Raw genomic sequence first — 13,837 nt, forward strand, 5'->3', positions numbered from 1 at the left:
GCGCCCTGGTTTCAAGGAAACGCTAACGACCCTCCGGAAAAACGAAGGGCGTCGACGGGGAATTCCCGCCAACGCCCTTGTCGCAGATCAGCGTCGTCAACCCGCGGCCAGCGCAGCCAGCAGCAGGAGGGCGACGATATTGGTGATCTTGATCATCGGGTTGACGGCCGGACCGGCGGTATCCTTGTAGGGATCGCCCACGGTATCGCCCGTCACTGCGGCCTTGTGGGCTTCGGATCCCTTGCCGCCGTGATGGCCGTCCTCGATGTACTTCTTGGCATTATCCCACGCGCCGCCGCCCGACGTCATCGAGAGGGCGACGAACAGCCCGCCGACGATCACGCCCAGCAGCAACGCGCCCAGCGCGGCGAAGCCGTTTTCCACGCCGGCGACGAAGCCGATCACGAAGTAGACGACGATCGGCGCCAGCACCGGCAGGAGCGACGGGATGATCATCTCCTTGATCGCTGCCTTGGTCACCAGATCGACCGTTCGGGCATAGTCCGGCTTGGATTCGTAGGTCATGATGCCGGGATTGGCCTTGAACTGCTCACGCACGTCCACCACCACATCGCCGGCCGCGCGGCCCACCGCCGTCATGCCCATCGCCCCGAACAGATAGGGCAACAGCGCCCCCAGCAGCAGGCCGACGATGACATAAGGGTTTTCAAGGCTGAAATCGACGTCGAGATCGGGGAAGAACTCCCGCAAGTCGGTGGTGTAGGCGGCGAACAGCACCAGCGCGGCAAGGCCGGCGGAACCGATGGCATAGCCCTTGGTAACCGCCTTGGTGGTGTTGCCCACCGCGTCCAGCGCGTCCGTCTTTTCGCGCACGCTGTCGTCGAGACCCGCCATTTCGGCGATGCCGCCGGCATTGTCGGTGACAGGGCCATAGGCATCGAGCGCGACGACCATGCCCGCCAGTGCCAGCATGGCGGTGGCCGCATAGGCAATGCCCAGAAGCCCGGCGAGCTGATAGGCGACGATGATGCCGGTCACGATCACCAGCGTCGGCAGGGCGGTCGCCTCAAGGCTGATGGCAAGGCCCTGGATCACGTTGGTGCCATGGCCCGTTTCCGATGCCTTGGCGATCGAGCGGACCGGGCGATAGTTGGTGCCGGTGTAGTATTCGGTGATCCAGATGATCAGCCCGGTGATGACCAGACCGACCAGCGCGCAATAGAACAAAGTGCTGCCGAAAAATCCGGTGGTGCCGATTTCGGCGCTCATGTCGCCCAGCGAGAAGCTGATCGCCCACCAGATCGCCGGGATCGACAGCACCGCGGTCACCAGGAAGCCCTTGTACATGGCGCCCATGATGTTCTTCGAATTGCCGAGGCGGACGAAGTAGGTGCCGATGATGGAGGTGACGATGCAGACGCCGCCGATCAGCAGCGGCAGCGACATCAGGGCGGAAAGGTTGTCGATGCCCTTCATCAGCAGCGCGGTTAGTACCATCGTGGCGCCCACGGTGACGACGTAGGTTTCGAACAGGTCGGCGGCCATGCCGGCACAGTCGCCTACGTTATCGCCCACGTTGTCTGCGATCACGGCGGGATTGCGTGGATCATCCTCGGGAATGCCGGCCTCCACCTTGCCGACAAGGTCGGCGCCGACGTCAGCGGCCTTGGTGAAGATGCCGCCGCCAAGGCGCGCGAAGATCGAAATGAGCGATGCGCCGAAGGCCAGCGCGGTAAGGCCCTGCACCACGGTGCGGTCCTCTCCGCCGACGGTGTGGCCGCCGGGGCCGGTCAGATACCAGTAGAACACCGCGATCGCGAGCAAGGCCAGGCCGGCCACGAGCATCCCGGTGATGGCGCCTGCGCGGAAGGCCAGCGTCAGGCCCGGTTGCAGCCCGGTCTGCGCGGCGGCAGCGGTGCGCACGTTCGATCGGACGGAAATGTTCATGCCGATGAACCCGGCCGCGCCCGAAAGGATCGCGCCGATGACGAAACCGATCGCGGAGATGTGCCCCAGCGTCAGCGAGATGATGATGGCGACGACGATGCCGACCACGGCGATCGTCGAATATTGCCGCTTCAGGTACGCCTGCGCGCCTTCCTGAATGGCGGCGGCGATCTCCTGCATCTTGTCGGTCCCGGCCGGAGCGCCGAGGACCTGTCTGCTCGTAATGAAGCCATAGAGAATGGCAAGAAGCCCCAGGATAATTGCGATCGTGACTGGATTCACAAAACGCCCCCTTTTTTCCCAATGCGAACATTCGCTATTTCGACGGGTTTTCCCGTTCTGGACGTAAAGGGCTATAGACAAGGAGGATTACTGGCAAGCGACTTCGTCCGAAGTCGATTTTGTCGGGGTGGGACTTGTCGGGCAGAGGCATTTTGCCTGAGGGAGTATCCCGCCCGAACGAAGTACGCTGCCCGGAAAGCGGACCTCGCTCCACCCATCCCGCTCATCCAGAGTCTGTCGAAGGATGGGGACCCTTGCGCCAAGTCTTGGGGGCTTCGACAAGCTCAGCCTGAGCGGGTGGGGAGGTCAACTTTGGGTGGGAAGCAGACGTAGTGGTCTATATCGCTACCCTTGATTGACCCGGAGGCGTGCATGGACTTTCAAAATCGCGATTTCGTCGAACTGGTTAAGCGCACTCGCGAGAAATTCGGGATATCAATCCAAGAAGCACATGATCTGATTTTCGCGGACGAGGAAATGCGACGGCTTGTTGCCATTCGGATCAACCGCGAGCCAGAGTGCAGAAAGCAAGCGGCATCCGATATACGTAGCCATTGTGAACAATCCCGATTTGCTCGCGATGGTGAAAGGCTCGTATTTCGTCGCCGGGATGGGCAGCGGGGTTGACCGATTTGGGTGGCTACCGGACATCACAATGCACGTAGGGGATTGGGCGGATCGACATCATCCGCTCCACCTGAAACTCTGATCCAAATGCGCCTAAATGACCATATCCGAAGCCAAGAAGCGTACCCAATCCAAGGAACTCAGAAACCTTCCGCCGCCCAACAAACTTCACGTGATAAGCCGCCACCGGGTAGCGCCCATATTCACTGATGAACACCCCTGATTGTCGATTGGCACTCACCATTACGCCCTCCGCCGTGGCTTCAGACGGATAGTATGCCAGCCAAGGTGCGCGGTGGAAATGCGGCCCACAGGCATCCGCGGCCGTTTGATTTTCGAAGAAGCTCGACCCTTCAAAAAGGTCTATCCACGTTCCTTCGATCACGCGCGTTCGTTGAACGTACGAAATTGCGCCGATCCAAGCGGAGGCGACCAGTGCAACGGCGACGAGTATCAGTGACGGCTTGCGGTACAGCACAGCTCGAAATTAGCTGAATGTTCAATGACGGCAATGGGGCGTAACCGAAACGGCAGCTTAAATACGGCAACTGCTAGGAGCCGTCGTCGCCGCGCAAGTGCGTGCTCCAGTTTAATGCTGGTAACCCAGCCGATCCGGCAGGGAAATCGGCGCCCCCTTCCACTCCAGAACGATGCCGCTACCCTCGGCAACCGTGCCGATGGCGTGGATCTGCGTATCGAGACCCTTGGCTGCCGCGCGCAAGTAGGCGCTGTTCACGGGCGGGGCGGTGAACAGCAGAACGTAGTCGTCGCCTGCCGTCATCGCCGCGATGCGTTGTTCGACGTTGTCTCCGGCGACAGCGCAATAAGCGTCCGAAAGCGGCACTTCGGAGGCATCGAAATGAATGGCCACGCCGCTGGCGTCCGCCATGCGGCGCGCGTCGATCAGCAGCCCGTCCGATACGTCCATCATCGCGCTGGTCAGCGGGGCAAGCGCCACGCCCAGCGCCGGTTCGGGCATCGGGCGGCGATAGCGGTCGATCAGCCAGGCGTGATCGGGGCTGACGTCCTTTACCCGGTCCGACAGCAGGGCCAGGCCCAGGCCGGAATCGCCAAGCGTGCCACTGCACCAAACCAGGTCGCCGGCTTGCGCACCGCTGCGGGTGGGCACGGGCACGTCCTCAAGGCCGCGACCGATGGCAGTCAGCGAGAAGCTGCGCGCCGATCCGCGCGGCATGCGCACAGTGTCTCCGCCCAGCAGGGGCAGGTGGAAATGACGGCAGGCCTGCTCCATGCCGCCCAGGAACGCGCGGTCCCACTCATCCTCACCCAGCGCGTGGGATTTCAGGCAACCGAGCGGTTCGGCGCCTTTGGCGGCAAGGTCCGACGCGTTCACCGCCACCAGCTTCCAGGCGATGCTTTCGGGGGGATCGTCGGCGAGGAAGTGGATGCCTTCGACCAGCGTGTCCATGGTCAGGACGAGCTTTTCGCCGCCGATTTCCAGCACCGCCGCATCGTCCGCAAGGCCGCGCGCAGCCGGGCTGACGGCGATGGCGCGCAGGGCTTCGATGAAGGCGAATTCGCGGGTCATGATATAACAATGGGCCCCGCAGGGCCCATTGTCGAGATCAGGAGTGCACCGTCATGCTGCGCAAAAAAGCTCAGCGTACGGCCTTGGCAACGGCATCGAGCACGCCGTTGACGAACTTCGCCTCGCGCGCGTCGAAGAAGGCGTGCGCAACGTCGAGGTACTCGCCGATCGCCGCGCCCGTGGGCACGTCCGCGCGGGCGAGCAGTTCGTAGGCGCCGGCGCGCAGGATCTGCAGCATGGTCTTGTCGAGACGGACCAGCGTCCAGCCTTCGGCCAGCTTGCCAGACAGCAGTTCGTCGATCTCGTCACGGCGGGCGATCACGCCCTTCACCACGTCATCGAAGAAGGCGACTTCGGCCTTGGCGTACTGGTCCTCGTCGATTTCCGCGCCAAGCCGGTGGCGGTGGAATTCGTCGAGCAGGATGGCCTGCTGCGTGCCTTCCATCTCGAACTGATAGAGGGCCTGAACGGCGGCGAGGCGGGCGGCGGAGCGGGCCTGCTTCGAATTGGGCTGCGATTTGCTCATTGGGAAAGTCTCACGGAAATGGAGCGCGCGTGCGCGGGAAGCCCTTCGGCATCGGCAAGGGCAACGGCGGCGGGGCCAATGGCCTCCAGCGCCGCCTGGTCGAGCTGGATGAAGCTGGTGCGCTTCATGAAATCAAGGACCGAAAGGCCCGATGCAAACCGCGCGCGGCGCCCGGTGGGCAGCACGTGGTTGGGGCCGGCGACGTAATCGCCCACCGCTTCGGGGGTCATGCGGCCCAGGAACACCGATCCGGCATGGCGGATCTTGCGGAACAGGCTTTCGGGATCGTCGGTGGCGATCTCGACATGTTCGGCGGCGAGGGCATCGGCCAGCGCCGGAGCCTCGTCAAAGCTTTCGACGACGACGATCACGCCATAGTCGTTCCACGACTGGCGGGCGGTCGCCTCTGTGGAGAGGGCGGAAAGTTCGATCTCCACCGCTTCGGCAACGGCATCCGCATAGGCCGCATCGTCGGTGATGAGGATTGACTGCGAGGTGGGATCGTGCTCGGCCTGGCTCAACAGGTCGGCAGCGATGCGGCGCGGTTCGTTCTTGGCATCGGCGATGACGAGGATTTCGCTGGGGCCGGCCACCATGTCGATGCCGACGACGCCGTAGAGCTGGCGCTTGGCCTCGGCTACCCAGGCATTGCCCGGGCCGGTGATGACGTCCACCGGGGCGATCCTGTCGGTGCCATAGGCCAGCGCGCCCACCGCATGGGCGCCGCCCACGCGCCAGACCTCATCGACGCCGGCAAGGTGCGCGGCGGCGAGGACGAGCGAATTGACTTCGCCCTTGGGCGTCGGCGTGACGACGACGAGACGCTCGACCCCTGCCACCTTGGCGGGGATCGCATTCATCAGCATCGAGGACGGATAGGCCGCGCGGCCACCCGGAACATAGAGCCCGGCGGCGTCAACTGCGCGCCACACTGCACCAAGACGCACGCCGGCGGCATCGGTATAGTCGCGGTTTTCGGGCAACTGAGCGGCGTGATAAGCGCGGATGCGCTCGGCTGCGAGTTCTAGGGCGCTCCGCAGGTCGGGCGAGAGGGCCTCGAACGCCGCGCGGCAGGTCTCGGCGTCGATGCGCCAGCCGGTCTGGTCGAGGTCGTGGCCGTCGAAGCGGGCGGTGTAGTCGGCCAGCGCCGCGTCACCCCGCGCGCGCACGGCGGCCAGGATATCGGCCACGTCGCGTGCCACATCCGTTGCGCTCTCGCGTCGGTCCGCGACGACGCGCTGGAACGCTTCGGCGAAACCCGCATCCTTGCTGGAAAGGCGTTGCATCAGGCGGCGGCCTTCTGCTCGGCCACCAGCGCGCGGAAGGCGTCGACCAGCGCGGCCACGCGCTCGTCGGTCTTCAATGCGGCGCGATTGACGATGAGGCGCGCGGAAATGTCGAGAATGCGGCTCGTTTCCACAAGGCCGTTTTCCTTCAGCGTGCGGCCGGTCGATACGAGATCGACGATGCGGCTGGACAGGCCCAGCGAGGGCGCCAGTTCCATCGCGCCGTTCAGCTTGACGACCTCGGCCTGCACGCCCAGCTTTTCATAGTGGCGGCGGGTGAGGTTCGGGTACTTGCTGGCCACCCGCAAGTGCGAGGGCAGCGCGCCGCCCTGTTCGCCTTCGCGCTCTGCCACCGACAGGCGGCAATGGCCGATGTTGAGGTCAACCGGGGCGTAAAGGTCGGGATAGGCGAATTCCTCCACCACGTCCGAACCCACGATGCCCACTTGCGCTGCGCCATGCGCCACGAAAGTCGCCACGTCGAAAGCGCGCACGCGGATCAGGCGCATGTCGCTGTTCTCGCACGCGAAAGAAAGGGTGCGAGACTTCTTGTCGTGGAACTCCGCCTCGGGCACCACACCGGCACGTTTCATCAGCGGCAGTGCTTCGTCGAGGATTCGGCCCTTGGGCACGGCAAAGGTCAAGGTTGTCGGCATGGTGCGCGCATAGGCGGCAAGTGACGAAAGGGCAACATGGCACAGGACGAGAAACGATTAGCCAGTGGTTCCCTCGGTGGGTTCGCCAGTGGTTTTGGTGGCAATGTGGCCGAGGCATTCGCCAATCAGGTCGATTATTGCCGCAAGAACGGCGCACCGATCACCGCGCGCATCGTCGCCGCGCTGGCGGCCGTGTTGGACGATCCGGATGCGGGTGCATTTCTGACCCGGATCCGCGAATGGCAGGGCAAGCCGCTGGCGGACGCGGTTCCCTTGCGCGCGGCAGGGGGGATTCATGCGCTGTATCAGTCGGGCGTCGAACCTTCGCTGGCGCCGATCTATGCGGGCGAGGCTGCCGACGATGCGGCGATCGTCGGTGAAGTGGCGAGACGCCGGGCGGACGATCTGATGCCCTGGCTCGATGGGCCGCCGCAGACCAATGAGGCGGGGCGTTCGTCGAATTTCGTGGCGGCCATGCTCTGGCTTGCCGGGCAGGGGCTGCCGGGGCGGTTCGAATGCTTTGAGATCGGCGCGAGTGCCGGGATCAACCTGATGCTGGATCGCTACCGCTATGATCTGGGCGGCGTGGAGACGGGCCCGGAGGCTGCCGTGATGACATTCAATCCGGAATGGCGCGGATCGCCGCCCCCGGCCGAGGCGATTTCATTCGCTTCGCTGAAAGGCTGCGATGTGGCGCCGGTGGACCTTGCCGACCCTGCGCAGGCGCAGCGGTTGCGGGCCTATATCTGGCCTGAACATGCAGAGCGTTTCGCCCGGCTGGACGCGGCCGTTGCCGCGGCAGAGGAGCGCGCTCCGGATCTGGTGAAGATGAACGCGGCCGATTTCGTGGAGCAGCAGCTTGCCGCGCCGCAGGAAGAGGGCGTGACGCGGGTGCTGATGCATTCGATCGTCATGCAATACGTGCCCGAGGACCAGCGCGAACGGATCGGTCGCGCGATGGAGGCGGCGGGTGAAAAGGCCAGTCCGGAAAAGCCGCTGGCGTGGATCGCGGTGGAGGCTGATCGCACGCTTCTGGGGCATGGCGTGAAGGTGCGTTATTGGCCCGGTGGCGAGCAATGGCATTTGCTCGCCCGATCGCACGCGCATGGCGCGTGGATCGAGTGGTTGGGCTAGCCAGCACGTCGCTGCATTTCGTTCCACGCTAAAACACACCCGTCATCCCCGCGAAGGCGGGGATCCCGCTTTTCTTCGCGGCGTGGAGAAAAGCAAGCGGGGCCCCCGCCTCCGCGGGGGCGACGAGGTATTTGAATCAAAGTCAGCGATTTCAACCGCGAGGGCTTATTCCCCCGGAGCGCGCGCCTTGATCGCCACCGCGTGGACGCGGTTACCGGGAATGTCGCCGAGGGCGGCATTGACCAGCCGCTGGCGCTGAAGGCGGGAAACGCCGGCGAATTGCGGCGATTCGATCTCGATGGTGAAGTGCGATTCGCCGCTGCCGTCATCGCCCGAATGGCCGCGATGGGTGGCGGAATCGTTGATCACGTCGAGCTGCGTGGGGGCGAAGGCAGCGGCGAGCAATTGCCGCATTTCCTGTTCGAGAGGTCCGGTCATGGCTTCCATTTAGGCGTTCGATCCCCCATCTGGAAGCCGGTGAGACATTCTAGATTTCATGGCAGGGTCGAATCCGGTGGGCGCGCATGCAGTTGGCCGGGATGCGACGAGGCGGGCGAGTTTCGCGCGCCGGGCGCACGCACGCCCAGTTTCGATGGCCCGGGCGACTACCGCTGGTTCTGTCTGGATCATGTGCGCGAATTCAACGCCGGCTACGACTATTTCGAAGGCATGGATGCGGAGCAAATCTTTCGTGCCCAATCGCCCCTGCATGGCTGGGAAACGCAAACGCGCGCGTTTCGCCCCGATGCGGGCGTGGACGGCGCCCCGCGCTGGGCCGATTTTGCCGACCCGCTGGAAGCGATCAGCGGGCGGGCGAGGGCGCATGTTCACCAGCGCCAGGCCGACATGAAGCCGGAGAATGCCCGGTTTACGCCGGACGAGCGGCGCGCGCTGGGGGTTCTTGGGCTGGATGGGGATATCGATCGCAAGACGCTGCGCCTGCGTTACACGCGCCTGCTGCGTCAATATCACCCCGATCACAACGGCGGGGATCATGGCCATACCACGCGGCTTCAGGCTGTGGTGGAGGCTTATCAGTTACTCAAAAAGGCCCATGCCTTCGCCTGAGCCGTTCGATCAGCGGCCGCGCAGGACACCCCAGCGGGCGGCGCCGTTCTCCCCATAGATGCGCACGACGTCCTTGCCCGAATAGAAGATCGGATACTGTTCCGCATTTTCGGGCAGGACCACCCAGGGCTGCTTGCTCTCGGTAAAGACATGGACATCAGGCGGGCAGGTGTCGGGATCGTCCAGTGTGCCGACACGGACATAGTCGGCCTTGTCGCCCGCGCCGCCATAATGGCTCCAGAGCGCCACCTTGCAGGTGGGGCAGCGCAGGATCGCCTGTCCCTTGCCGCTGAGCGAGGGCGTGTCGATCCGTTCGGGCGCGGCTTCGCCGATCAGTTCCACCCGGTCCGCCTCGATCACGGCGTTGAGCGCGAAGGCCGTTCCGCTTTCGCGCTGGCACCAGCGGCAGTGGCAACAATGGACGACGATGGGATCGTCCAGCAGGCGGTAACGGACTTTGCCGCACGCGCAGCCGCCTTCGGCTCCGCCGCTCAAGCTTCGGCTCAAGCAGCCTTGCCTTCGCAGATTTCGGCGAGTTGTTCGGCGCAGGCGGACCAGCCGTCCTCGAAGCCCATATCGGCGTGCTGCTTCATCGTTTCGGCATTCCAGTGCCGGGCGCGGGCGGTATAGCGGGTGCCGTTGCCTTCGGGGGCAACTTCCCAGATGCCGATCATGAAGGGGCCGGCCGGTTGGAAATCGCCGGTCACGGCATCCGTCGTCACGAAGCGGCGGCCTTCGTCGAACGCGAGGTAGATACCGTTCTGTGGTGCCACTTCGCCGTCCGGGCCGTACATCGTCATCCGGCAGACGCCGCCGGGGCGCCGGTCCTGCTCATCCACTTCGACGCGCCAGGGGCGCGGGCACCACCACTCTTCCTGGCGATTGGCCAGTACGTCCCAGACTTCGCCAACGGGCGCATCGATGTAACGGGTGATGACAAGTTCGTGGTCGGTATCGCTCACGGGCATTCTCTCCGTCTTTTCGTTCGGTCGCGCGCCTATGGGTCAGTCCCGGTCGGGCGCGCCCAGCGGGAAATAAGGGCGGAAGGGGCGGGCATCGTCGACGCAGCGGGCGATGGCGGGCAAGCTCAGCAGATGTGCGCGCCACTGCCGAAGGCGCGGCAGTTCTTCGGGAATGGGGTGGACCCAGTCCGCATAGAACAGCGAAGGCGCGGCGGCGCATTCGATCAGCGTGATGTGATCCATCCGCGGATAGAACCGCAGCCATCCTTCCAGCCAGGCGTAAGTCCGATCCAGCTTCGCGCGCGCCTCGGCACAGCGGGCCAGGTCCGGCGCGTCGGGGTCGCGAATGTATTCGTCCACCACCACCTGCATCACGTTCATGACGTAATTGTCGAAGACGCGATCGAGCATCCGCATGGCGTTTGCCGCATCGGGATCCTCCGGGATCAGCGTGCCCGGAGTAATGTGGTGGCGGTCGATATATTCGAGGATGGAGCTTGCCTCGAACAGCAGGTTTTCGTCGTCGCGGAGAACCGGGAATTTGCCTTGCGGTCCGGCCGTCTGCACGACTTCGGCATTTTCCGGGTGCTCTGCATCCAGGATGCGGAAGGCAAACGGCACTTCGTAGGCATAGAGCGCGATCAGCACCTTCCACGTGTAGGACGAGAAGGGGTGGCCGAAGAGTTCCAGGCTGGGTTCGGGGTTCACGCAGCGCTCCCCGCCAGTGCCGCCTCGATCGTGGCGATGTCGATCTTGCGCATCGTCATCATCGCTTCCATCGCCCGTTTGGCGGCCGCGCGGTCAGGAAGGGTAAGGGCATCGGACAGGACCTTGGGCGTGATCTGCCAGGAAAGGCCCCACTTGTCCTTGCACCAGCCGCACATGCTTTCGGCACCGCCATTGTCGACGATGGCGTTCCAGTAGCGATCAGTCTCTTCCTGCGTCAGCGTTTCGACCTGGAAGGAAAATGCCTCCGAGTGGGGGAAGGCGGGGCCGCCATTGAGGCCGATGCATTCGATGCCCATGACCGAGAATTCCACGGTGATGACATCGCCCGCCTTGCCGTCCGGATAGTCGGTTGGTGAGTTGACGACTTGCGTCACCTGCGTGTCCGGGAAGACGCTGGCATAGAACCGTGCGGCTTCTTCGGCACCGCCATCGTACCAGAGGCATATCCTGTTTTTGGCAGTCATTTCTTCATCTCCGCGATCAGGGTGTTGTCCACCGCCTTGGCGGCCTTGTAACCATCGCGCGCCTGCAGCCGTTCGGCATAGGCGGCGAAGGCCGGGCGTGGAGGCATCGTGCCGAAAGTCAGGCCCCAGTCCACGCTGCTGCCCACGTAGACGTCCGCCATCGTGAAGCGCCCGCCGCAAACCCAGTCGTTGACGTCGAAGTGCTTTTCCAGCGCGTTCATCGTCCGGTCGAAGCTGCCCCAGCCGGCCATCACTTCCTGCTCGGGCGCGGGTTCGCTCTTGAAATGGCGCGATGTGATGGCCTGCTCCACCGGGCCGGAGGCGAAGAAGGTCCAACGGTAATAGTCCGCCATTTCGGTGTCGCTGGGCAGCAGGCCGGCCTCTGGATGCATTTCCGCCAGGTAGAGGCAGATCGCGGCGGCTTCGGTCACTATTCGGTCGCCGGATTCGGCGTGGTGGACCAGGGTGGGCACTTTGCCCATCGGGTTGATGTCCAGGAAGCCTGCCGGCTTGTCCTTCCAGTCGATGATGACCTGATCGTAATCGGCACCGGCCTCATGCAAGGCCCAGCGGGCGATCTGGCCGCGCGACATGGGGTTGGTGTAGAAGGTGTAGTCGGCCATTCCCGTGCTCCTTCACGTGCATCCGGGTGGAACAATTATGGAACAAACGCCCGCCGTCAAGCCTTGATCGGCGGGCGTTGCCGTTCAGTCGCCTTTCGGGCCGACGAGGCCGAATCCCGCGCCTTGCGGGTCCATCGCGACGACGATCCAGTCTCCGCCGGGAACTTCGTGCGGGCCCATCAGGACCTTGCCGCCGTTGTTCTCGATCGCCGATTTCGCCGCCGTGATGGAGGGTACGCCGAAGTAGAACAGCCACATCGCCGGCTGCTGGTCGCTCTGGCGCTGCATGATGGCGCCCAGGGTCTGCCCGTGGTGGCCGATGAAGCAATAATCGCCCATCTCGCCCATCGACATCTTGTCGTTGAACGTGAAGCCGAAGTGCTTGCCATAGAATGCCATGGAGGCGGCCTGGTCCGGGCTGGCAAGTTCGTTCCAGCGCACGTGCTGGTTTTCGGTGACGGAGAAGACGTCGCTGGTGGCGTCGGGATTATCCGCAGGCGGCACCGGCTTCATCAGGTAGATCGGCACGCCCTGCGGGTCCGCAACCATGGCGATGCGGCCCACCGGCATGTCGAAGGCGGGCAATTGCTCGCGCCCGCCCTCTGCAACGATGGCGTGGACTTCGGCATCGACGTCATCGACATTGAGGTAGGGCAGCCAGCAGGGGCGGGCGCCGCCCATCTGCATGTCCCGAGTGATCTGCATCGCGCCGCCGGCCATGCCGCCATCGTCGCGCTGGATCATGCGATAGTCCATCCCGCCGGATTCCGAGGCGGAATGGGGCGTGATCGTCCAGCCGACCACCGCCTTGTAGAAGGCGGCCGCGCCGTCGATGTCGCTGGTGAGCAGTTCGTACCAGATGAAGCTGCCGACAGGATTGCCCATGGTCATTCTCCTACCACGACGACGGGCTGGAACCCGCCGAAGATCATGCGTGCACCGTCGAACGGAGGCGGATTGTTCTGCGGGTCGAAGCGCGGATCGTTCTTCATCAGTTCCATCAGCAGGCCCATCTGCCGATCGCGCGTTTCCTTGTCGGGCCATTCGATCCAGCTGAAGCAGACAGCCTCGCCCTCCTTCGCCTCAACGGCGCGGTGGAAGTCGGTCTGTTTGCCGTGGGGCACGTCGTCGCCCCAGCATTCCCAGACGCGGGTGGCGCCGTATTCGATGAAGTAGGCGTCGAATTCACGGGCGTGCGCGATGAACTTGTCCTTGTTGGCAAGCGGCACGGGGATCACGAAACCGTCGACGTAGGCCATGGTTCACTCTCCTGCGGGGGCGGAATAGGCTTCCAGTTGCTCTGTCAGGGCGCGGCGGAACGCCGGGCGGGCTTCGGCGCGCGCCTTGTAGGCGGCGAGCGCGGGGAAGGCGGCGATCATGTCCGTATGGTCCAGGCAGCGCAGCACCGTGACCATCAGGATATCGGCGATGGTGAAGGGCCCGGCCAGCCAATCGCGGTCTGCCAGCGCCTTTTCGACCACGGCCAGCTTCTTTTCCGCCAGCTTCACCGCGCCCGGACGGGCCTGCGCGGCCCATTCTTCACCGACGTGGAATATGTCGATCGCGTTGATCTGCAGCACATGCGGTTCAACGCTGTTCATCCCGGCGAACAGCCAGGTGATCGCCTGCCAGCGCGTGGCGGAGGCGATGGGCAGCAGACGCGGGTCCTGTTCGCCAAGGTAGAGCAGGATGGCGCCGCTTTCGAACATGCGAATCTCGCCATCGTCGAAGGCGGGAACCTGCGCGAAGGGCTGCCATTCGCGATATTCGTCGCTACGCGGCGTCATCGCATCGAACAGCTCCATCCGGTAATCGCGCCCGATTTCCTCAAGTGCCCAGCGGATGCGCAAATCGCGCACCACGCCGCGCACCGGCGGGGGCACGTTGTTGAATCCGCTGACTACCGTTGCTGCGTTGTCGCACACAGGCATCTGCTTTCTCCCACTGATGGCCATAACACAGGTCCGCTGCCGAGCGACCTGCGAAGTGATTGCCGCGCGTTCTCTTGCGGCGAATCGTTATT

Annotated in this window: 17 protein-coding genes; 2 read left to right on the forward strand and 15 right to left on the reverse strand. The window is 64.1% G+C overall.

The window, feature by feature from the left end; translation table 11 throughout:
- Window positions 1–96: 96 nt before the first annotated feature.
- The 6 genes from WBP06_RS05865 to hisG form a co-directional block, all read right to left on the reverse strand.
- A complete protein-coding gene (locus tag WBP06_RS05865) occupies window positions 97–2,190 on the reverse strand; it encodes a sodium-translocating pyrophosphatase (RefSeq protein WP_395332774.1) in 2,094 nt (697 codons plus the stop codon).
- A 640-nt stretch (window positions 2,191–2,830) separates the two neighbouring features.
- Entirely contained in the window at window positions 2,831–3,202 is a 372-nt protein-coding gene (locus WBP06_RS05870; RefSeq protein WP_395332776.1) for a hypothetical protein, read from the reverse strand.
- Window positions 3,203–3,406: 204 nt separating this feature from the next.
- The gene (gene thiL, locus WBP06_RS05875; RefSeq protein WP_395332778.1) at window positions 3,407–4,366 is read right to left on the reverse strand and encodes a thiamine-phosphate kinase; all 960 of its coding nucleotides are present in this window, start codon (window positions 4,364–4,366) and stop codon (window positions 3,407–3,409) included.
- A 70-nt stretch (window positions 4,367–4,436) separates the two neighbouring features.
- The gene (gene nusB, locus WBP06_RS05880) at window positions 4,437–4,892 is read right to left on the reverse strand and encodes a transcription antitermination factor NusB (protein ID WP_395332780.1); all 456 of its coding nucleotides are present in this window, start codon (window positions 4,890–4,892) and stop codon (window positions 4,437–4,439) included.
- Window positions 4,889–6,178, reverse strand: a complete 1,290-nt coding sequence (hisD, locus tag WBP06_RS05885; protein WP_395332782.1) for a histidinol dehydrogenase — start codon at window positions 6,176–6,178, stop codon at window positions 4,889–4,891. The genes nusB and hisD overlap by 4 nt, the downstream gene beginning before the upstream one ends.
- Window positions 6,178–6,834, reverse strand: a complete 657-nt coding sequence (gene hisG, locus WBP06_RS05890; protein WP_395332784.1) for an ATP phosphoribosyltransferase — start codon at window positions 6,832–6,834, stop codon at window positions 6,178–6,180. Before hisG ends, hisD begins: the two co-directional genes overlap by 1 nt.
- A gap of 36 nt (window positions 6,835–6,870) precedes the next feature.
- On the opposite strand from hisG, the gene WBP06_RS05895 reads away from it, so the two are divergent.
- Entirely contained in the window at window positions 6,871–7,968 is a 1,098-nt protein-coding gene (locus WBP06_RS05895) for a DUF2332 domain-containing protein (protein ID WP_395332786.1), read from the forward strand.
- A gap of 165 nt (window positions 7,969–8,133) precedes the next feature.
- Here WBP06_RS05895 and WBP06_RS05900 read toward each other — a convergent pair whose 3' ends face one another.
- Window positions 8,134–8,406: a BolA family protein gene (locus WBP06_RS05900; protein ID WP_395332788.1), complete on the reverse strand. Its 273-nt coding sequence runs from the start codon at window positions 8,404–8,406 to the stop codon at window positions 8,134–8,136.
- A gap of 39 nt (window positions 8,407–8,445) precedes the next feature.
- Here WBP06_RS05900 and WBP06_RS05905 point away from each other — a divergent pair, with 39 nt between their 5' ends.
- Window positions 8,446–9,036: a DnaJ domain-containing protein gene (locus tag WBP06_RS05905; protein WP_395332790.1), complete on the forward strand. Its 591-nt coding sequence runs from the start codon at window positions 8,446–8,448 to the stop codon at window positions 9,034–9,036.
- A gap of 9 nt (window positions 9,037–9,045) precedes the next feature.
- Here WBP06_RS05905 and WBP06_RS05910 read toward each other — a convergent pair whose 3' ends face one another.
- The 8 genes from WBP06_RS05910 to WBP06_RS05945 all read right to left on the reverse strand — a co-directional run bounded on the left by WBP06_RS05910 (window position 9,046) and on the right by WBP06_RS05945 (window position 13,745).
- A complete protein-coding gene (locus tag WBP06_RS05910; protein WP_395332792.1) occupies window positions 9,046–9,531 on the reverse strand; it encodes a GFA family protein in 486 nt (161 codons plus the stop codon).
- An 8-nt stretch (window positions 9,532–9,539) separates the two neighbouring features.
- Window positions 9,540–9,998: an SRPBCC family protein gene (locus WBP06_RS05915; RefSeq protein ID WP_395332794.1), complete on the reverse strand. Its 459-nt coding sequence runs from the start codon at window positions 9,996–9,998 to the stop codon at window positions 9,540–9,542.
- 42 nt (window positions 9,999–10,040) lie between these two features.
- Window positions 10,041–10,706: a glutathione S-transferase family protein gene (locus tag WBP06_RS05920; protein WP_395332796.1), complete on the reverse strand. Its 666-nt coding sequence runs from the start codon at window positions 10,704–10,706 to the stop codon at window positions 10,041–10,043.
- Entirely contained in the window at window positions 10,703–11,191 is a 489-nt protein-coding gene (locus WBP06_RS05925; RefSeq protein ID WP_395332798.1) for a VOC family protein, read from the reverse strand. Before WBP06_RS05925 ends, WBP06_RS05920 begins: the two co-directional genes overlap by 4 nt.
- Window positions 11,188–11,814, reverse strand: a complete 627-nt coding sequence (locus tag WBP06_RS05930) for a glutathione S-transferase family protein (protein WP_395332800.1) — start codon at window positions 11,812–11,814, stop codon at window positions 11,188–11,190. The genes WBP06_RS05925 and WBP06_RS05930 overlap by 4 nt, the downstream gene beginning before the upstream one ends.
- Before the next feature lie 84 nt (window positions 11,815–11,898).
- Window positions 11,899–12,699, reverse strand: a complete 801-nt coding sequence (locus tag WBP06_RS05935) for a VOC family protein (protein ID WP_395332802.1) — start codon at window positions 12,697–12,699, stop codon at window positions 11,899–11,901.
- 2 nt (window positions 12,700–12,701) lie between these two features.
- A complete protein-coding gene (locus WBP06_RS05940) occupies window positions 12,702–13,073 on the reverse strand; it encodes a DUF1428 domain-containing protein (RefSeq protein WP_395332804.1) in 372 nt (123 codons plus the stop codon).
- A gap of 3 nt (window positions 13,074–13,076) precedes the next feature.
- The gene (locus tag WBP06_RS05945) at window positions 13,077–13,745 is read right to left on the reverse strand and encodes a glutathione S-transferase family protein (protein WP_395332805.1); all 669 of its coding nucleotides are present in this window, start codon (window positions 13,743–13,745) and stop codon (window positions 13,077–13,079) included.
- Window positions 13,746–13,837: the final 92 nt, after the last annotated feature.

It is taken from the genome of Novosphingobium mississippiense (assembly GCF_044029535.1).
Taxonomy (GTDB): domain Bacteria; phylum Pseudomonadota; class Alphaproteobacteria; order Sphingomonadales; family Sphingomonadaceae; genus Novosphingobium.